Here is a 19797-nt window from a genome sequence, read left to right on the forward strand (position 1 = left end):
CTCATAAACCATTTTTATCACGCCTTTATACAACCATTAACTCCACATATGTATTTAACTTCATTGCCATATGGTGAAAGGGTTTTATTATTTCCTACAAAAAGAAAACCCTTCCATTTGATTATAACTGAGCCGCTTGTGGGTACTTTAGAATTAATTATTTTAATATTATCAACATAATTTATGTATCCCTTTAACTCTACCGATACGTTTACAGGAGTATAAGTTAGATTATTACATTCACCGTGCCTTATATTAACGGAGTCCGGATAATGAGCGATTATCCTAGTTCCCAATGTTTGATAAATATACCAAGCACCTCCACTCACAGATTTACAACAACTAGTTAAGAAAAGATACATAGGTTTTTTACCTTTTGTTATTTCTAGAATATCCATCAGTTCAGAATTTCCTATATTTTCTTTACTATCTATTATAAAAAAGTTATTCTCGTACGTGTTTATTATATACATTTCATTATCAATTGTATATACTCCGTTTCCTAAATACGCGAACGTCATATGTTAAATATCACTTGAATATTCTCGTCTTTAAGATACTTTATATTATCTAAATTGCCTACCAAGACTAATATTCCTACTACTCTGGCGCCTGCTTTTTGAAGAAGCTTTATAGAAGAGCTTATAGTTTTACCCGACTTAATTACATCATCAACAATTAATATTCTATCGTTTTTCCTTATCAAGTCCTTCCTTAAATATATATTATTTACTACACTATCAGTTTCCTTTAGGCTTTCTTCATAATATTCTAGGTTAATGGAGTCTTTATGCTTTTTAGCTATTAATAGTGGTTTATCTAAAATTAAGGACGCGATAGTAGCGAAGGGCACTCCGTTAGTAGCTATACTAAAGATCTTGTCAACTGCATCTTGTTGTAATACTTTTGTAAGATACAGTTCTAAAAGTAATTTTAATAAATTTGGATAAAGCAATAATTGTGAGGAATCTATATATCCATCTTCAAGGACTTTGATCTTATTTCTGAAAAATTTTAGTAAAAACTCCTTATTTTTAACTTTTGAAATTATTTCCATACTTTGCACATCACTTGGGACAGTATTTCCATTTACGTATCTACAAATAAGTGTTTCTTGAATTCCAAAAATTTCAGACAATTCTCTATATGTATATGAATTTTTCAATTCTCTAAGTATGTCTATAGCTAATAATCGATTTCTAATTTCCTTATCCTTACTAACTTTAATCATTTTATCTTCCCCGACTCATATTACATGGATGAGCTACAACTTAAGTGCTGAAAAATGATGAGAGACCCACGCCGCGATTAAATATTCTGAAGCTTTTCTTTTAGTAATTGGTTAGTTAAATACGGATCGGCCTTACCTCTAGTCTTCTTCATTACCTTGCCGACAAGATAGTTTATAACTTTAGGATCCTTTTTAGCCGCAAGTGCAGCATCTTTATCTTCTTCTAATACCTCGTCGATTATTTTTTCTAAATAATCTTTATCACTAATCACATTTAATTTTTCTTTTTCAATTATTTCCCTTGGATTTTTACCTTCAAGGATTATTTGAGGTAAAATTTCCTTTAAGATCTTTATTGAGATTATACCTTTATCCATCATATTCATAAGTTCTGCTAAAGCTTCTGGAGTAGCTTTTGAATCGCTAACCCTTAGGTTTTTATCATTTATCCATCTTAAATAATCATTTATTATAACATTTGCCAATTTTTTATAGTTGTTATATAATTTCGCCGTTCTCTCGAATAAGTCAGCAAGTGCCTTGTCGGAGACTAAAACTTCAGCATCGTATTCAGTAATTCCGTACATTTCTACCATTCTTTTTATTCTAGCATCTGGAAGCTCTGGCATAGATTCTTTTACTTTTCTAATATAATCCTCAGTTATTTGATATGGGGGTAAATCTGGATCTGGAAAATATCTGTAATCCTCTTCAGATTCCTTTAACCTTATTGGAACTGTAACTTTCCTTTCTGCATCCCAGTGTCTAGTTTCTCTAGTTACCTTTAATCCTTGCGCAATGGCCGCTTTTTGTCTCGCGACTTCGTATTTTATCGCATCTTCCACATCTCTAATAGATCCAACGTTCTTTACTTCTACTCTTTCACCTCCCTCAACCGAAACGTTAACGTCGGCTCTCATGGAACCTTCAATTTCGCAATTACATACATCTAAGTGCTCCAATATTGATCTTAATTTATTTAGAAATTCTCTAGCTTCTTTAGGCTGTTCAATATCGGGTTCTGTTACTATTTCTAGTAATCCAATTCCAGATCTATTATAATCCAGGAGCGTATATTTACTAGTCAGCATTGATCCAGAAGGATAAATTGATTTTGCGGGATCTTCTTCTATGTTTATCCTCCTTATTCTTATTTTTTTATTACCTATATTGAGATATCCAGCTTTAGCTATTGCCATACTACCTGGGCCATCATATTGGGAAATCTGATAATTTTTTGCCATATCAGGATAAAAATAATGTTTTCTACTGAATATCAAATACGGCGCTATTTCGCAATTAAGAGCTATTGCTACCATTACTGCTTTTTTGAGTGCCTCTTCATTCAATACCGGTATTGCACCAGGTAAACCTAAGCAAACTGGACAAACTACAGTGTTTGGTTCTTTTCCTACATAATCTGTAGGGCAAGAGCAAAATAATTTAGTTTTTAATGAATTCAAATGAATGTGAACTTCCAGACCTATCTTTGGCATTTTTATCACTCTATAACCTAAATGCATGCGGTAATAAATCATTTAACTTAAATCTTATCACGTTACCATCCTTATCAAGCGTTATAACTTCCATATTTTCAGAGAATTCTGCTAAGACTTGTCTACAAGCTCCACAAGGCATTATGCCTTTTCCGTCAGAGGTTATTACTGCGATCTTTTTAAATTTCCTATATCCATTACTGACTGCATTAAAAACTGCAACTCTTTCTGCACATATTGATAGACCGTACGATGAATTCTCTATATTAGTTCCAGTGAACGTTTTGCCGTCATCAGTAACTATCACGGCACCAACATGTATATTCGAATATGGAGCATAAGAGTTTCTTGCGGCATTTTTAGCAATTTCCAATAATTTTTCATCCGAAAGATCTGTCTCCTGCATCTCCTAACCCTGGAACTATGTAACCTTTATTATTCAGTTCAGGATCTATCGATATTGTGAAAAAGTATACTTGTGGATATAATTCTAGAATTCTTTTAACTCCGTACTCGGACGCTATTACTGAAGCAATATAAATTCTTTTAGGTTCTTCTTTTGCAACTTTTTCCAGAACTTTTAGCATTGTACTTGAAGTAGCTACCATTGGATCACTTATTATCACATTATCTATACCTTTCCTTATTTTTGGAATTTTTTCATAGAAAATTTCTACTTCCATTTCCTTAGGTGGTTCTTTTCCTTCAAATTCTTTCCTTCTTGCGGTCACTACGCCTTGCCTAGCGGCAGGAAAGGCTTTAAGTAATCCCTCAACTAGTGGAGTTGCCGCTCTTAGTATATTTATAATAATCACGTTTTCTAAATCGTAAATTCTAACTCCTTTAGTTTTTACTCCTAGCGGAGTTTCTACTTCTATTATTTCGTAATCCATTGTGTTAGCTATTTCATAACCTATTAACCTTCCTAATCTTACTAATCCTTTTCTGAAATTAATTTGATCTGTATCTTTATTTCTTATTTGTGTTAATATATGTAAAGAAAGGGGGGATGATAATAAAAATAGAGGCATGAATTTACCTCTTTGTGGTTAACTTTCTTGCTTCTCTTTCTGTCTCTCTAAGAATTACTATATCTCCTAATCTTACTGGTCCCTTTATATTTCTTGTTAATATTCTTCCCTTATCTCTACCTTCTAAAACTCTAACTCTAACTTGTGTTACTTCTCCAGTTACTCCAGTTCTATCCAATATTTGTATAACTTCTGCAGGGAATCCAAACTCTTCTATTATGGGTGACGTTTCAGCTTTTTTCTCACTCATATCCAATCAGTATAATAACTTAAGCAATTCACTTAAATACTTCACTCAAAAATTTAAGTGGGTAAAAATGCCTCCAGTAACTCACAAGTGCAGTTTTTGTGGAAAAGAGATAAGGCCAGGAACAGGGTTAATGTATGTCATGAATGATGGTACAATTTTATGGTTCTGTTCTAGTAAATGTAGAAAATATATGCTAAAATATCATAAAGATCCGAGAAAGCTAAAGTGGACGACCTCGTATATGAGGGTTAGGTAATGGTAAGTCAATTAGAATTTGTAATGATAAAACCTGATGGAGTAAAAAGAAGATTAATAGGAGAGATAATTTCTAGGTTTGAAAAGAGAGGGCTTAATATTATAGCAATGAAGATGGTAAGAATTTCTAGAGAAACTGCGGAAAAATTGTATGAAGAACATAAAGGCAAGTCTTTCTTCGAGGATTTGATTTCTTATATAACTTCTGGTCCAGTGGTATGTATGGTAATAGAAGGAGACGAAGCTGTAAGCGTTATAAGGAAAATGATAGGAGCTACTGATCCTAAAGAAGCTCTTCCTGGAACTATTAGGGGAGATTATGCGTTAAGTAAAGCAGAAAACGTAATACATGCATCGGATTCTCCAGAGAAAGCTAAGAAAGAAATGTCTCTATTTTTCGAGGAAACGGAGTTACAGCTTAATACCCAAACCGTATAAAGGATCTTCCACTCTTTTTATCTTAATAATTTCTTGTATTACCTCTTTCATGTCGTCAGTTATTGTATCTTTATAATTATTAACTAGAATTTCTAAATCTTCTTTAGGTACATCAGTATAAAGTACATCTCCTTCATTTATTTGCCTTCCAACCATTACATTTCCCTTTATTGAAATAGCAACTTCCATACCTTTTGTAGCTTTATCTAAAGATTTTTTATTATCTTGGATTTGTAGTATTTCGCCAACTTTTCTACCGTCATCCTTTATTAACGGGAATTTAGGTTTTATTACTCCTCCCTCTACTTCAACTCCAACTATCGCCGGATCGCTTCTTCTAAACACGAAACCTGGTAAAATCTTTATTTTACCTGGTAGAATTAAACTATCATACGTTCTCCTTTTCTTCCTTTCTCTTACATCATTAATGTATTTTTCTACTTCATCTATTAATTGATATATTATATCATTGTAAATTATCTTAACCTTTGAAGTATCAAGATTTCCTATAGGTTTAACTCTAAATGCGGCTATTATACCATATTCTTCCTCTTCTTTCCCTGCTAACTCCGCTTCCACTATATCTCTTTTAGTTATAGGTCCAATATCCGCAAGCCTTACTGGTATTCCTCTTTTCTCTAGTGCTGTAACAATGGATTCTAATACTCCTAAGCTATCAGCTTTTACTACTATTCCTTTTACATCTTTAGCGAATCTTATTTTTGATAATTCCTCCTCAATAAGTTTCTTATATTCGTCTATTTTGCTTTCATTTTCAGCAACATATAGCGGAGATCCAGCTAATGCTTCCTCTAGATTTGGAGCCGAAATTTTAACACCAGCTGCAGCAGGTACTTCATCTACAGATCTATAGCCGGTTTTTGCAAGTCTCATATCTTGTAATGGTGCAGGAAGTAATATTCCCCTCACCTTAGTTACAATAATTCCATTCAGCCCTCCAACAACTATGGTATCATTCTTATGTAAAATTCCATCATAAATAATTACATCTATAGTATGTCCTATACCAGGATCTTCCTTAACTTCTAAAACTACACCTTTGGCTGGTCCTTCTACGAACTTTAATTTACCTTGCATGTAACGTTGTGTTAAGCCGGCTAGTATTGCTAATAATTCTGGTATTCCTTCTCCGGTTTTTCCAGAAACTGGAACAATTGCTACATATTTTGTGAAATCTCTAATCCTATCAAATCTATCAGCATTAAAATTCTCTGATGCCAATTGTATTACAAGGTTGTAAATAAGTTCATCTAATTTTTTCTGAACTACAGGGCTTTGCTTTTGTAAACTAAAAAGAAACGGTTCATTTTCATTAGGTTTCCAGCCCGGTATACGGTCTATCTTATTTGCCGCTACTAAAAATGGAACTTTTTTCTCTTTTAAAATCTCTATTGATTCATAAGTTTGTTTTTGAAATCCTTCCATAATATCTACTACTAAAATTGCTATATCCGCAACGCTACCACCTCTTCTTCTAAGATTAGAGAATAATTCATGCCCTGGAGTATCTATAAAAAGTAGACCAGGAATTTCTAGCTTTATAGGTATAATATTCTTTAATGGTTCTGCTATTTTTGATATTACTGATGTAGGGACAAAGCTAGCTCCAACTTCTTGCGTCATTTCTCCAGGCTCTTTTTTAACCATCGCAGTACCTCTTATTTTATCTAACAAAGTTGTTTTTCCATGATCAACGTGCCCTAGAACAACTACTATTGGCTGCCTTAATTTAGGCAAATTTATCACCGTGACATAGATTACTTTAATTTTATGTTATTATTTTTAAGCTCACATTCTCTTGATATAATGGGTTGTAAGTTTGGATTATGATAAGTTAGCGATTGAAGTTTCGTCTAAATATAAAGGTAAAATTCAGATATTGCCTAAAGTGCCTATAAGATCATTAGAAGATTTTGCGGTTTTGTACACTCCTGGAGTTGCTGCAGTTTCCAAAGAAATAAGTAAAAATCCTGACTTATCATTTCAATATACTTATAGATGGAATTCAATAGCAGTAGTTACAGATGGTACTAGAGTTTTAGGATTAGGAAATATAGGCCCTGAGGCAGCTATGCCAGTAATGGAAGGTAAAGCATTATTATTTAAATATCTTGGCGGTGTTGATGCTATACCATTACCTATAGGTACTAAAGATCCAGATAAAATTATAGAGACTGTAAAAATTTTGGAACCTGCATTTGGAGGGATAAACTTAGAAGATATAGAATCTCCCAAATGTTTTTACATATTAGATAAGTTAAGAGAAGAACTTCATATTCCAGTATGGCATGATGATCAACAAGGTACTGCTGGAGCTACTTTAGCTGGACTTATTTCAGCGTTAGAGATTGTAGGCAAGTCTCCTACTAAAATTAAGATAGTATTTTATGGAGTAGGAGCAGCAAATATTGCCACTGCACGTTTATTGAAATCGTACGGAATACCTTATTCTAATATGGTTCTTATTGATACTAAAGGACCATTATATAGAGGAAGAGAAGATGAGGAAGAAATAAAGAATACTAATCCATGGAAGTACGAGCTACTTAAAGAATCAAATAAGGATAATGTTACAACAGTGGAAAAGGCATTTGAAGGTGCAGACGTGTTGATAGCGGCTTCAAAGCCTGGACCTCATACTATTGATCCAAAATTAATTTCTAAAATGAATAAAGATGCTATTGTATTCGCTTTAGCAAATCCTATACCTGAAATATGGCCAGACGAAGCAAAGAAAGCAGGTGCAAGGATTGTTGGAACTGGGAGGAGCGATTTGCCCAATCAAATTAATAATTCGTTAATATTTCCAGCAGTTTTCAGAGGAGCTTTAGACGTTAGAGCTAAGACTATAACTGACGATATGGTAATAGCTGCAGCTAGGGAACTTTCTGCCTTTGCTCGAGAAAAAGGTCTTTCAGAGGATTATATTATACCTAAAATGACAGAGTGGGAAGTTTATCCAAGAGTTGCAGCTGCGGTAGGGATCAAAGCTGTACAACAAGGAATAGCTAGAGTTAATCTAAGCTATGAAGAAATATATAATAATGCAAGACAGATGATAGAGAACGCTAGAAAGCTACTTGCTTCATTAACTTAAACCTTATATATTACATTACAGAAAGCCTTTTTATCTATCAAAGGTGTAGTTCATGCGTTCATCTTCTAATAAGAAAATAGACCCTAGGGTTCATTCTTTAGTTCCAAAACATGAAGTACTTTCAATAGAAGAGGCGTATAAAGTGCTAAAAGCTCTTGGTGTTAGTCCAGAGCAATTACCTTGGATTAAAGCATCAGATCCTGTAGTAAAAGCCATTGGAGCTAAGCCAGGAGATATCATAAAAATTACTAGGAAAAGCCAAACTGTTGGAGAGACAGTTATTTATAGGTATGTAATAAGTGGGTGAAATGATGCTTTCAGTAGATGATAGGTGGGCAATAGTAGAATCCTATTTCAAATCTAGGGGATTAGTAAGACAGCATTTAGATTCATTTAACGATTTTATAAAAAACAAGCTTCAAGAGATAATTGACGAGCAAGGAGAGATTGAGACTGAAATTCCGGGATTAAAGATTAAACTTGGTAAGATAAGAGTAGGTAAACCAAGAGTAAGGGAGGCAGATAGAGGAGATAGAGAAATAACTCCGATGGAAGCAAGACTTAGGAACTTAACGTACGCAGCACCAATATATCTAACAATGATTCCTGTTGAGAACAATATTGAAGGAGAACCTACAGAAGTCTACATAGGCGACTTACCTATAATGCTTAAATCAGTAGCAGACCCTACAGCCGACTTGCCTGCAGAAAAACTGGTAGAAATAGGTGAAGATCCTAAAGACCCTGGAGGGTATTTCATAATAAATGGAACAGAAAAAGTGATAGTAACACAAGAAGACCTAGCTACTAATAGAGTCCTAGTAGATGAAGGAAAGAGCGGTTCAAATGTCACTCATACAGCAAAAATAATATCTAGTACCGCAGGATATAGAGTTCCAATAACTATAGAAAGATTAAGAGACTCCACAATTCACGTTTCATTCCCAGCAGTTCCTGGAAGAATTCCATTTGCAATATTAATGAGAGCGTTAGGATTAGAAACAGATAGAGATATAACCTTTGCGGTTTCCTTTGACGAAGAAATACAAAACGAGCTATTACCATCTTTAGAGCAAGCATCATCTATTACCACGCAAGAAGACGCATTAGACTTTATTGGAAATAGAGTTGCCATAGGTCAAAAAAGAGAAAATAGAATAGAAAGAGCTGAGCAAGTTTTAGATAAGTATTTCTTACCTCATTTAGGACTTACTCCTGCAGATAGAAAAAAGAAAGCGTATTATTTAGGTTATGCTGTTTCAAAACTAATTGAATTACAGTTAGGTAGAAGAGAACCAGACGATAAAGATCATTATGCTAACAAGAGACTCAAACTTGCAGGTGATCTATTTTCTAGCTTATTTAGAGTAGCGTTTAAAGCATTTGTAAAAGATCTAGTTTATCAATTAGAAAAGTCTAAGGTAAGAGGAAGAAGACTAACTCTTAATGCACTAGTTAGACCAGATATTATAACAGAAAGAATAAGGCATGCAATGGCTACTGGAAACTGGGTGGGAGGCAGAACTGGCGTAAGCCAGCTTTTAGATAGAACTAATTGGTTATCAATGTTAAGCCATTTAAGGAGAGTCATTTCATCTCTAGCTAGAGGTCAGCCCAATTTTGAAGCTAGAGATTTGCACGGTACACAATGGGGTAGAATGTGTCCATTTGAAACTCCAGAAGGTCCAAACAGCGGTCTGGTTAAGAACTTAGCTTTGCTCGCCCAAATATCCGTAGGAATAAATGATAAGATAGTTGAAAAGATGCTTTACGACTTAGGAGTAATTCCACTAGAAGAATTAATAAGGAAAATCGATGAAGGAGAAGATCCCTCTTCTTACACTAATTGGAGCAAGGTAATATTAAATGGAAGATTAGTAGGTTATTATCCTAATGGTGAAGAATTAGCTAATAAAATAAGAGAGAAAAGAAGAGCTGGAGAAATTAGCGATGAGATAAATGTAGCTCATATAGTTACAGATACTTATGATGAAGTTTATGTTAATTCAGATAGCGGAAGAGTTAGGAGACCATTAATTGTAGTAAAGGATGGTAAGCCATTAGTTACAGAAGAGGATATTCAAAGACTAAAGAAAGGAGAAATTACATTTGATACTCTAGTTAAGGAAGGTAAAATAGAATTTTTAGATGCAGAAGAAGAAGAGAATGCATATATCGCATTAGAGCCAAGTAAAGTTACTCCAGAACACACTCACTTAGAAATATGGACGCCAGCCATACTTGGAATTACTGCATCTATAATCCCGTATCCAGAACATAATCAGTCCCCAAGGAATACTTACCAGTCTGCAATGGCTAAACAAGCTTTAGGTCTTTATGCTTCTAATTACCAGTTAAGAACTGATAGTAGAGCTCATTTCTTGCACTATCCTCAAAAACCATTAGTGCAAACAAGAGCGCTAGATATAATTGGGTACAATAATAGACCTGCTGGAGAGAACGCAATACTAGCAATAATGTCGTTTACTGGCTATAACATGGAAGATGCAATTATCATGAATAAATCCTCGGTAGAAAGAGGAATGTTCAGATCAACGTTCTTTAGATTGTACTCAGCGGAAGAAATTAAGTATCCTGGAGGTCAAGAAGATAAAATACAATTACCAGAACCAGGAGTTAGAGGATACAAAGGTAGTGAGTATTATAAGTCGTTAGATGAGAACGGAATAGTTCCTCCAGAAGTCGAAGTAAAAGGAGGAGATGTATTAATAGGAAAAGTTAGCCCACCAAGGTTTCTACAAGAATTTAAAGAGTTATCGCCAGAGCAAGCAAAGAGGGATACTTCAGTAATAACCAGACATGGAGAAAAAGGCATTGTAGACTTAGTGTTAATCACGGAAACTTCTGAAGGAAATAAACTAGTAAAAGTTAGAGTTAGAGATTTAAGAATACCAGAATTAGGAGATAAGTTTGCGACTAGACATGGACAGAAAGGAGTAATAGGTATGCTAATACCACAAGCTGATATGCCTTATACAGTTAAAGGTATTGTACCAGACATTATACTTAATCCTCACTCATTACCATCTAGAATGACACTAGGTCAAATAATGGAAGCATTGGCTGGAAAATACGCTGCATTATCTGGTAAAACAGTAGATGCAACTCCATTCTATAATACGCCAATAGAGGAATTACAAAAGAAGCTTCTAGATTTTGGATTCTTACCAGACGGTACAGAAGTTGTATATGATGGCAGAACTGGACAAAAGGTAAAAGGAAGGATATTATATGGAGTAGTTTATTACCAGAAATTGCATCATATGGTTGCGGATAAAATGCACGGTAGAGCTAGAGGGCCTATCCAAATTTTAACTAGACAGCCTACAGAAGGCAGAGCTAGAGAAGGAGGATTAAGATTTGGAGAAATGGAAAGAGATTGTTTGATAGGTTATGGGGCTGCAATGGTTATAAAAGATAGATTACTTGATAACTCTGATAAAACTACTGTTTATGTTTGCGAACAATGCGGTTACATAGGCTGGTATGATAAGAATAAGAATAAGTATGTATGTCCAATTCACGGTGATAAAGCTAATTTATACCCAGTTACCATATCCTACGCATTCAAATTATTACTCCAAGAGCTGATGAGCATGGTTATTTCACCTAGGTTAATTCTTGGTGATAAAGTTTCTTTAAAAGGTGATAATAATGAGTGAAAAAATAATAAAAGGAGTAAAATTCGGCATATTATCTCCAGACGAAATAAGGAAGATGTCAGTAACTGCTATAATTACCTCCGAGGTTTATGATGAAGACGGTACTCCAATAGAAGGCAGTGTTATGGATCCAAGGTTAGGTGTAATTGAACCCGGCCAACGTTGCCCTACATGTGGAAATATGATGGGCAATTGTCCTGGACATTTTGGTCATATTGAGCTAGTAAAGCCAGTTATACATGTAGGATTTGTTAAACATATATACGATTTACTTCGTGCAACTTGCAGGAGATGCGGTAGAATAAAATTAGAGGATCAAGAATTAGAAAGGTATAGAAGAATTTATCATGCCATAAATAAGAGATGGCCTTCAGCTGCTAAAAGACTTGTTGAGCATATAAAGAAATCTTCAATGAAAGCCCCAGTTTGCCCCCATTGTGGAGAAAAGCAATTAAAGATAAAGCTTGAAAAACCATACAATTTCTACGAAGAGAGAAAAGAAGGTGTAGTTAGGTTAACTCCAGTAGATATAAGGGATAGGCTTGAAAGAATACCTGACGATGACGTAGAATTATTAGGATATGATCCTAAAACTAGCAGGCCAGAATGGATGATACTAACTGTCCTACCAGTACCGCCTATTACAATAAGGCCGTCAATTATGATAGAAAATGGAATTAGAGCTGAAGATGATTTAACTCACAAACTTGTGGATATAGTTAGAATTAATGAAAGATTAAAGGAAAGCATAGATGCAGGAGCCCCACAATTAATAGTAGAAGATCTATGGGACCTATTACAATACCACGTTGCAACGTATTTTGATAATGAAATTCCAGGCTTACCTACATCAAAACATAGATCAGGTAGACCATTAAGAACTCTAGCACAAAGATTAAAAGGTAAAGAAGGTAGATTTAGAGGTAATTTATCTGGTAAAAGAGTTGACTTTTCATCAAGAACTGTTATATCTCCTGATCCTAACATAAGTATTGATGAAGTAGGAGTTCCCATAGATATTGCAAAAATACTTACAGTTCCAGAGAGAGTTACAAAATGGAACATTGAAAGAATGAGGGAATACGTGCTAAACGGTCCAGACAAGTGGCCTGGAGCTAACTACGTTATAAAACCAGACGGCAGAAGAATTGATTTACGTTATGTAAAAGATAGAAAGGAGTTTGCGTCAACATTAGCTCCTGGTTTTATAGTAGAAAGACATCTAATAGACGGCGATATTGTGATATTTAATAGACAACCATCTTTACATAGAATTTCCATGATGGCTCACAAAGTTAGAGTATTGCCAGGCAGAACTTTCAGATTAAACTTGCTTGTATGTCCACCATATAACGCAGACTTTGATGGAGATGAAATGAACTTACATGTGCCGCAGTCAGAAGAAGCTATTGCAGAAGCTAAGGAATTAATGCTGGTGCATAAGAATATTCTAACTCCTAGATATGGAGGTCCAATAATGGGTTCTGCCCAAGATTATATTAGCGGTGCTTATTTACTTACTGTAAAAACTACGCTTTTAACAGAGGATGAAGTACAAACTATACTTGGGGTAGCAAACATATCTAAGGATATTGGAGAGCCTGCAATATTAGCACCAAAAAGATTATACACAGGGAAACAAGTAGTAAGTCTATTCCTACCGGAGGACTTTAATTATCACGGCCAAGCTAATATAGCAAGTGGTCCTAGATTATGCACAGATGAAGATTGTCCGCACGATTCTTACATAGTTATTAAGAACGGAAAGTTATTAGAAGGAGTATTCGATAAGAAAGCTTTAGGAAACCAGCAGCCAGAAAGCATACTTCATTGGTTAATTAGAGAATATCCAGAGGATTATGGATTGTGGTTGATGGATAACATATTCAAGGTATTTATAAGGTATATAGAAATTCATGGACTTACGATGAGTATCAATGACGTAACTATTTCGCAAGAAGCTATGGCTAAAATAGCTGAAAAAGCAAAGCAAGCAGATAAACAAGTTCAAGAACTCATTGAGAAGTATGAAAAAGGAGAACTAGAGCAAATACCTGGTAGAACTTTAGAGGAAAGTTTGGAGAGCTATATCCTAGACACATTAGACAAATTAAGAAATGATGCTGGTGAGATTGCAGCGGCAGACCTAGATCCATTTAATAATGTGTATATTATGGCAAGAACTGGTGCCAGAGGTAGCGTCCTAAATATTACTCAAATGGCAGCGATGCTAGGACAACAATCGGTAAGAGGTGAGAGAATTTCTAGAGGTTATTATAAGAGAGCTTTGCCTCACTTTAAACGCGATGATATATCTGCAGAAGCTAGAGGTTTCATATACTCATCATTTAGAAGCGGATTAAATCCTATAGAATTATTCTTCCACGCGGCTGCAGGTAGAGAAGGTTTAGTAGACACTGCAGTAAGGACTTCACAAAGCGGTTACATGCAAAGAAGATTAATAAACGCATTATCAGATTTAAGAGTAGAATATGATGGCACAGTAAGAACTTTATATGGCGAGGTAATACAAACTTTATATGGAGGAGACGGTGTACATCCAATGTATAGCTCTCATGGTAAAACCGTTGATGTGAATAGAATTCTAGAAAGGGTTGTAGGTTGGAAGAGGTGAGAATTTATGATTAATGAAGAAGATAAAAAATATTTGGAAGAAAAATTATCTTCATTAAGTGGTAAAATTCCAGATAGTGTTATTCAGAAGTTAAGAGATGCAATAGTCTCGTATCCAGCAAATATAACTAAGGAGGAGATTGATAAAATAATCAATTTAACATTAAAAGATTACGATGTATCGCTAATAAATCCTGGAGAAGCAGCGGGTGTAGTTGCTGCCCAATCAATTGGGGAGCCAGGTACTCAGATGACTTTAAGAACCTTCCACTTTGCTGGAGTTAGAGAGTTAAACGTAACTTTAGGTTTGCCAAGATTAATAGAAATAGTAGACGCAAGAAAGGTTCCTTCTACACCAATGATGACTATCTATCTTACAGACGAATATAAAACAGATAGGGAAAAGGCAATTTCTATAGCTAGGAAAATAGAATATACAAAAATAGAGAACGTAGTAGATTCAACTAGCATAGATATGGCATCTATGGCTCTTATAATTCATCTTGATGAGAAAATGCTAAAGGATAAAGGAATTGAGCCAGACGAAGTTGAAAAAGTGATTAGAAAACTAAAACTAGGAGATTTTACGATTGATAGGCCAGATGAATTAACAATTACAGTTACTTTCCAGAATATGGATAGTATAACCGGATTATTTAAAGCAAGAGAAAAGATACTTAATACTAAAATTAAAGGCATTAAAGGAATAAAAAGAGCAATAGTACAAAAAAGAGGGGATGAATACGTGATTATAACAGATGGATCTAACTTAGAAGGAGTATTAGGAATTAAAGGAGTAGATGTAAGTAGGATAGAAACTAATAATCTTCATGAAGTAGAAAACGTATTAGGAATTGAAGCCGCAAGAGAATTAATAACTAGAGAAATTAAGAAAGTGTTAGACGAGCAAGGTTTAGACGTAGATATAAGGCACGTTGAGCTCGTTGCCGACATAATGACTAGAACTGGAGAAGTTAGGCAAATTGGAAGACATGGTGTAACTGGAGAAAAAACTAGTGTATTTGCAAAAGCCGCCTTTGAAGTAACAGTTAAACATTTATTAGACGCTGCAGCAAGAGGTGACGTGGAAGAGTTTAGAGGAGTAGTAGAAAATATTATTATTGGGCAACCTATTAAACTTGGAACTGGAATGGTTGAGCTTCTCATGAAGCCTGGAGCGAGGTGATAAAATGTCTCAACAAATATCATTCGAATCAGAATTAAAAACACTTTTAAAAACAGGAAAGGTAATATTTGGGGCAAGAAGAACAATAAAAAGCTTAAAATTAGGCAAAATTAAGGCAGTGATAATAGCATCTACCTTAAGAACTGATTTAAAGGCAGATATTCTATATTATTCTAAGATATCTGGAGTACCAATTTATGAGTATCCTGGCAGTGGATGGGAATTAGGAACATTAGCTGGAAAACCTTTTATGGTATCAACAATTGGTGTAGAAAATGAAGGTGACTCAAAGATTCTACAACTTGCAAAGCCAGTCTCATGAGGTGTAGTATAATTGCCAGAGATCAAGCTAACTCAGGACGAAATAAGATATATGTCTTTATTTCAAGAAGTAACTAAAGTTACTGCTAAGGATTGTGTTGTAGATGAAGAAAATAATAGGATAATTTTCTTAGTTGATCCTCATTTTATGGGTTTAGCCATAGGAAAAAATGGTATGAACGTAAAGAAGCTAAAGAAAGTTTTGGGAAAGGACATAGAAATAGTTGCGTATAGTGATAACCTAGAAGATATGGTAAAGAACTTAATGTCGCCAGCAAGAGTAAGAAGTGTAAAAGTTATAGATAATGATAGTAAAAAGACTGTCTATATAACAGTAGATCCACAAGATAAAGGTATTGCTATAGGTAAAAGCGGAAAGAACGTTGTTAGAGCAAAATTAATTTTAAAAAGATATATGGATATAGACTCAGTAGTTATTGTCTGAGGGTTGTAAATGTCGGGAAAATCACCTAAAGGTTTATATGCAGCAAGAAAACTTAAACTGAAGAGATTAAAGTTTAGGTGGAGCCAAAGGTCATTTAAAGCTAGGATGTTGCAATTAAAGAAGAGATTTGACCCATTAGAAGGAGCTCCAATGGCTAGAGGAATAGTGCTAGAAAAAGTAGGTATAGAATCGAGGCAGCCTAATTCTGCAGTAAGGAAATGTGTTAGAGTTCAGTTAGTTAAGAACGGTAGAGTAGTTACTGCTTTCGTTCCAGGAGACGGTGGAGTTAACTTTATCGATGAGCACGATGAGGTAGTAATAGCAGGCATAGGAGGTACATTAGGTAGATCAATGGGTGACCTACCGGGAGTTAGATATAAAGTTATTATGGTTAATGGAGTATCTTTAGACGCATTATATAAAGGAAAGAAACAAAAACCAGTTAGGTAATTATTTCTTCTCTTCCTCTTCTCCTCCACCTTTCTTCCTTTCTTTTTCCTGTTCATCTACTAAGCTTTTCTTGACATATATTGGTTTGTTAGAAATTAATGCTAAGTATATAGCATGACTTGGTATCATTCTTTTCTGAATTATAACACCATCAAATTTTAGCTCTATAGTTGCTATATAAACTGATCCAGAAATATCGTCAATAGTTACTTTGTTAATATGTTTGCTTATTTCTTCCGTAACTTCTGGTATGAAGGACAGTATATCGAAAATTGTTTCTCTCTTATCGCCTAATATACTATCCTCTTCATACTGTTTTTTTATTTTATTTATTGCTATAACAATTTCTATTGGCACATAAAATAAATTAAATTCCCTACCATCTTCTAGATAACAAACCATTACGGGCAGACCATCTAGTGGATAAACAAATGCATCAACTCTATTTACTTTTATGTAATCTTCTTCCTCTTTCATTATCAAAAATAAATATGACTTACAACATATTAAACCCTTCATTAACAGATAGTTATATATTCCACTTATCATAACATTCATAGCATGAGCGATTACGAATTAAGCAAGCTAGATATTAGAATATTTGGAAAATGGGATACAAAAGTTGAAATAAGGGATCCAAGCTTAAAGAAATACATATCATTAATGCCAGTATATTTACCCCATACTGGTGGAAGACACGAGCATAGAAGATTCGGTAAGTCTAGAGTACCCATAGTAGAAAGGTTGATAAACCAGTTGATGAGACCAGGAAGAAACAAGGGCAAAAAATTTTTAGCGTATAATATAGTTAGAGCAGCGTTTGAGATAATCGCAGCAAGAACTGGTCAGAATCCTATCCAGATTTTAGTTAGAGCAATAGAGAATTCAGCACCTAGGGAAGAAGTAACTAGAATAATGTATGGAGGTATAGTTTATTATGTTGCTGTAGATGTTGCTCCTCAAAGAAGAGTTGATCTAGCACTAAGATACCTAGTAGAAGGTGCTAGAACTGCGTCATTTAATAATCCTAAGCCTATAGACGAAGCATTGGCTGAAGAAATAATAGCGGCTTCATCTAACGATCCAAAAAGTTATGCTATAAGAAAGAAAGAAGAAATTGAGAGAATTGCCCTAAGCTCAAGATAAGCTAATTTTTTAATGAAGAATGTAATAGAATGCGTGAGGAGTGAAGAATAAATGTCTGCGCCTCAGAAGCCTCACTTGAATTTAATAGTAATAGGACACGTAGATCACGGTAAGAGTACATTAGTAGGAAGACTATTAATGGATAGAGGATTTTTAGATGAAAAGACAATTAAGGAAGCAGAAGAAGCAGCAAAGAAGTTAGGAAAAGAGTCAGAAAAATACGCATTTCTACTTGATAGATTAAAGGAAGAAAGAGAAAGAGGAGTAACAATAAGCTTAACCTTTATGAAATTTGAGACTAAGAAATACTTCTTCACAATTATTGATGCACCAGGGCATAGAGACTTCATAAAGAACATGATAACTGGAGCTAGCCAAGCTGATGCAGCAATAATAGCAGTTTCTGCTAAGAAAGGAGAATTTGAAGCAGGAATGAGCGAAGAAGGTCAAACCAGAGAGCATATAATATTAGCTAAGACTATGGGAATAAACCAAGTAGTAGTAGCAGTAACTAAGATGGATTTGACCGAGCCGCCCTATAGCGAAAAGAGATATAATGAAGTTAAAGATACAGTATCAAAATTCATGAAAGCCTTCGGATACGATGTTAGCAAAATTCCCTTCGTTCCAGTAGTATCTCCTACAGGAGAGAATGTAACTCATAGATCTGAGCACATGCCATGGTATAATGGACCAACATTAGAAGAAGCGTTAGATATGTTTGAAGTTCCAAAGAAGCCTATTGATAAGCCTTTAAGAATACCAATACAGGACGTCTACTCCAAATCTGGAGTAGGAACAGTACCAGTTGGCAAAGTGGAGAGTGGAGTGTTAAAAGTTAACGATATAGTAGTATTCATGCCAGTAGGAAAGAAAGGAGAAGTAAGGTCTATAGAGACCCACTATACAAGATTAGAAAAAGCAGAGCCAGGAGATAACATTGGTTTTAACGTTAGAGGTGTAGAAAAGAAGGATATAAAGAGAGGAGACGTTGCAGGTCATCTAGATAATCCACCAACAGTTGCCGACGAATTTACAGCTAGAATAATCGTAGTCTGGCATCCAACAGCTATAGCAGTAGGTTATACGCCAGTTCTTCACGTTCACACTGCTAGCGTTGCTTGTAAAATTACAGAGTTAGTACAAAAGCTGGATCCAAAGACTGGTAAAGTAGTAGAAGATCATCCACAATTCTTAAAGCAAGGAGATTCGGCAATAGTGAAGTTCAAACCAATTAAGCCTCTATGTGTAGAAAAGTTCTCCGACTTCCCAGCGTTAGGTAGATTTGCAATAAGAGATATGGGTAAAACTGTAGGAGTAGGAGTTATAACTGACATTAAACCGATGAAGGTAGAGATTAAGTAAACTCTTTTTGGTGTTTTTTATGCCTACTAAAGCAAGAATAAGATTATGGAGCACAAACGTTAAAGATCTAAATTACGTTGTAACACAAATAAAGGCTATAGTTGATAAGACCGGAATTAGTATGAGAGGACCAGTGCCCTTGCCTACTAAAAGACTAGAAGTTCCCGTAATGAAATTACCGCACGGGGAAGGAAGGAAGAAATGGGAAAAGTGGGAGATGAGCATTCATAAAAGAGTAATAGACATTGCTGCTGATGAAAGGGTAATGAGGCAATTAATGAGAGTAAGAGTTCCAGAAGACGTATATATTGAAATAGAATTAATTTAGACGATTTTCCCTTCGCTTATTAGTGCAAATCTTTTAAGTTTTTTATCTAATTTTATACTTGCCGGGGTGCCCGAGCGGACCAAGGGGCTGGCCTGGAGAGTTAACCGGTCAGCCAGTGGGGGAAACCCTGCACGGGTTCAAATCCCGTCCCCGGCGCTTTCATCTATCGTTATATTTATCCAGCTATCTTGTAAATGTTGCAAATAGTTTTATGGCAATAATATAGTACTAACATTAGATTCATGGAATTGATTTAATTCAATGGAGTATATAGAATAAGGGTGAAAGACTCATGTTAACTAGCATAAGCCCTCTATCAAAGCTAGATCTCTTTAACTATTGAGGCTTTTATTAATTTTCTTACTCGTTAGAAGAATATACTAAAGGTCCTAAAGATAATTATAAAATACCTAAAGAAGA

The 19797-nt window shown here is 34.9% G+C and carries 21 protein-coding genes and 1 tRNA gene; 14 read left to right on the plus strand and 8 right to left on the minus strand.

Annotation, left to right across the window (positions count from 1 at the left end; genetic code table 11):
* Window positions 1-17: 17 nt before the first annotated feature.
* The 6 genes from D1867_RS04505 to D1867_RS04530 form a co-directional block, all read right to left on the minus strand.
* Complete coding sequence (locus D1867_RS04505) at window positions 18-521, minus strand: hypothetical protein (protein ID WP_155862979.1); 504 nt, start codon at window positions 519-521, stop codon at window positions 18-20.
* Window positions 518-1231, minus strand: coding sequence for a phosphoribosyltransferase family protein (locus D1867_RS04510; protein WP_155862980.1), 714 nt, complete (start codon window positions 1229-1231; stop codon window positions 518-520). The genes D1867_RS04505 and D1867_RS04510 overlap by 4 nt, the downstream gene beginning before the upstream one ends.
* 77 nt (window positions 1232-1308) lie before the next feature.
* Complete coding sequence (gene gatB / locus D1867_RS04515; protein ID WP_155862981.1) at window positions 1309-2727, minus strand: Asp-tRNA(Asn)/Glu-tRNA(Gln) amidotransferase subunit GatB; 1419 nt, start codon at window positions 2725-2727, stop codon at window positions 1309-1311.
* 10 nt (window positions 2728-2737) lie between these two features.
* Entirely contained in the window at window positions 2738-3133 is a 396-nt protein-coding gene (gene cdd / locus D1867_RS04520; protein WP_155862982.1) for a cytidine deaminase, read from the minus strand.
* Window positions 3108-3758, minus strand: coding sequence for a uracil phosphoribosyltransferase (gene upp, locus D1867_RS04525; protein ID WP_155862983.1), 651 nt, complete (start codon window positions 3756-3758; stop codon window positions 3108-3110). The genes cdd and upp overlap by 26 nt, the downstream gene beginning before the upstream one ends.
* Window positions 3759-3762: 4 nt before the next feature.
* Window positions 3763-4008, minus strand: coding sequence for a 30S ribosomal protein S28e (locus D1867_RS04530; RefSeq protein WP_048054556.1), 246 nt, complete (start codon window positions 4006-4008; stop codon window positions 3763-3765).
* 67 nt (window positions 4009-4075) lie between these two features.
* On the opposite strand from D1867_RS04530, the gene D1867_RS04535 reads away from it, so the two are divergent.
* Window positions 4076-4264 (plus strand): 50S ribosomal protein L24e, encoded by a 189-nt coding sequence (locus tag D1867_RS04535; protein WP_013775555.1) that lies wholly within the window; start codon window positions 4076-4078, stop codon window positions 4262-4264.
* The gene (gene ndk / locus D1867_RS04540) at window positions 4264-4701 is read left to right on the plus strand and encodes a nucleoside-diphosphate kinase (RefSeq protein WP_155862984.1); all 438 of its coding nucleotides are present in this window, start codon (window positions 4264-4266) and stop codon (window positions 4699-4701) included. The genes D1867_RS04535 and ndk overlap by 1 nt, the downstream gene beginning before the upstream one ends.
* Here the strand turns inward: ndk and infB are convergent.
* Window positions 4675-6468: a translation initiation factor IF-2 gene (gene infB / locus D1867_RS04545; RefSeq protein WP_338077957.1), complete on the minus strand. Its 1794-nt coding sequence runs from the start codon at window positions 6466-6468 to the stop codon at window positions 4675-4677. The two genes, ndk and infB, sit on opposite strands and share 27 nt — an antisense overlap.
* A gap of 73 nt (window positions 6469-6541) precedes the next feature.
* Here infB and D1867_RS04550 point away from each other — a divergent pair, with 73 nt between their 5' ends.
* Genes D1867_RS04550 through D1867_RS04585 form a run of 8 tightly spaced genes read left to right on the plus strand, consistent with a single transcriptional unit; the run spans window position 6542 to window position 16538 of the window.
* Entirely contained in the window at window positions 6542-7819 is a 1278-nt protein-coding gene (locus D1867_RS04550) for an NAD(P)-dependent malic enzyme (protein ID WP_155862986.1), read from the plus strand.
* A gap of 52 nt (window positions 7820-7871) precedes the next feature.
* Window positions 7872-8126 (plus strand): DNA-directed RNA polymerase subunit H, encoded by a 255-nt coding sequence (locus D1867_RS04555; RefSeq protein ID WP_013775551.1) that lies wholly within the window; start codon window positions 7872-7874, stop codon window positions 8124-8126.
* Window positions 8127-8130: 4 nt separating this feature from the next.
* A complete protein-coding gene (locus D1867_RS04560) occupies window positions 8131-11502 on the plus strand; it encodes a DNA-directed RNA polymerase subunit B (protein WP_155864389.1) in 3372 nt (1123 codons plus the stop codon).
* Complete coding sequence (gene rpoA1 / locus D1867_RS04565) at window positions 11495-14137, plus strand: DNA-directed RNA polymerase subunit A' (RefSeq protein WP_155862987.1); 2643 nt, start codon at window positions 11495-11497, stop codon at window positions 14135-14137. Before D1867_RS04560 ends, rpoA1 begins: the two co-directional genes overlap by 8 nt.
* Window positions 14138-14143: 6 nt before the next feature.
* Window positions 14144-15322 carry a DNA-directed RNA polymerase subunit A'' gene (gene rpoA2, locus D1867_RS04570; protein ID WP_155862988.1) on the plus strand — a complete coding sequence of 393 codons (1179 nt, stop codon included), beginning with the start codon at window positions 14144-14146 and terminating at the stop codon, window positions 15320-15322.
* Between the two features lie 4 nt (window positions 15323-15326).
* Window positions 15327-15644 (plus strand): 50S ribosomal protein L30e, encoded by a 318-nt coding sequence (locus D1867_RS04575; protein WP_155862989.1) that lies wholly within the window; start codon window positions 15327-15329, stop codon window positions 15642-15644.
* Between the two features lie 12 nt (window positions 15645-15656).
* Entirely contained in the window at window positions 15657-16088 is a 432-nt protein-coding gene (locus D1867_RS04580; protein WP_048054555.1) for a NusA-like transcription termination signal-binding factor, read from the plus strand.
* 9 nt (window positions 16089-16097) lie between these two features.
* Window positions 16098-16538 carry a 30S ribosomal protein S12 gene (locus tag D1867_RS04585; RefSeq protein ID WP_013775545.1) on the plus strand — a complete coding sequence of 147 codons (441 nt, stop codon included), beginning with the start codon at window positions 16098-16100 and terminating at the stop codon, window positions 16536-16538.
* Here D1867_RS04585 and D1867_RS04590 read toward each other — a convergent pair whose 3' ends face one another.
* Window positions 16539-17015: a bifunctional nuclease family protein gene (locus tag D1867_RS04590; RefSeq protein ID WP_155862990.1), complete on the minus strand. Its 477-nt coding sequence runs from the start codon at window positions 17013-17015 to the stop codon at window positions 16539-16541.
* A gap of 84 nt (window positions 17016-17099) precedes the next feature.
* On the opposite strand from D1867_RS04590, the gene D1867_RS04595 reads away from it, so the two are divergent.
* From D1867_RS04595 to D1867_RS04610, 4 genes are all read left to right on the plus strand, one after another.
* Window positions 17100-17684 (plus strand): 30S ribosomal protein S7, encoded by a 585-nt coding sequence (locus D1867_RS04595; protein ID WP_155862991.1) that lies wholly within the window; start codon window positions 17100-17102, stop codon window positions 17682-17684.
* Between the two features lie 51 nt (window positions 17685-17735).
* The gene (gene tuf / locus D1867_RS04600; RefSeq protein ID WP_155862992.1) at window positions 17736-19049 is read left to right on the plus strand and encodes a translation elongation factor EF-1 subunit alpha; all 1314 of its coding nucleotides are present in this window, start codon (window positions 17736-17738) and stop codon (window positions 19047-19049) included.
* A gap of 19 nt (window positions 19050-19068) precedes the next feature.
* Window positions 19069-19377, plus strand: a complete 309-nt coding sequence (gene rpsJ, locus D1867_RS04605; RefSeq protein ID WP_013775541.1) for a 30S ribosomal protein S10 — start codon at window positions 19069-19071, stop codon at window positions 19375-19377.
* Window positions 19378-19437: 60 nt separating this feature from the next.
* Window positions 19438-19533: transfer RNA gene (locus D1867_RS04610), tRNA-Ser, on the plus strand.
* Window positions 19534-19797 lie beyond the last annotated feature (264 nt).

Source organism: Acidianus infernus, assembly GCF_009729545.1.
GTDB classification, from domain to species: Archaea; Thermoproteota; Thermoprotei_A; order Sulfolobales; family Sulfolobaceae; genus Acidianus; species Acidianus infernus.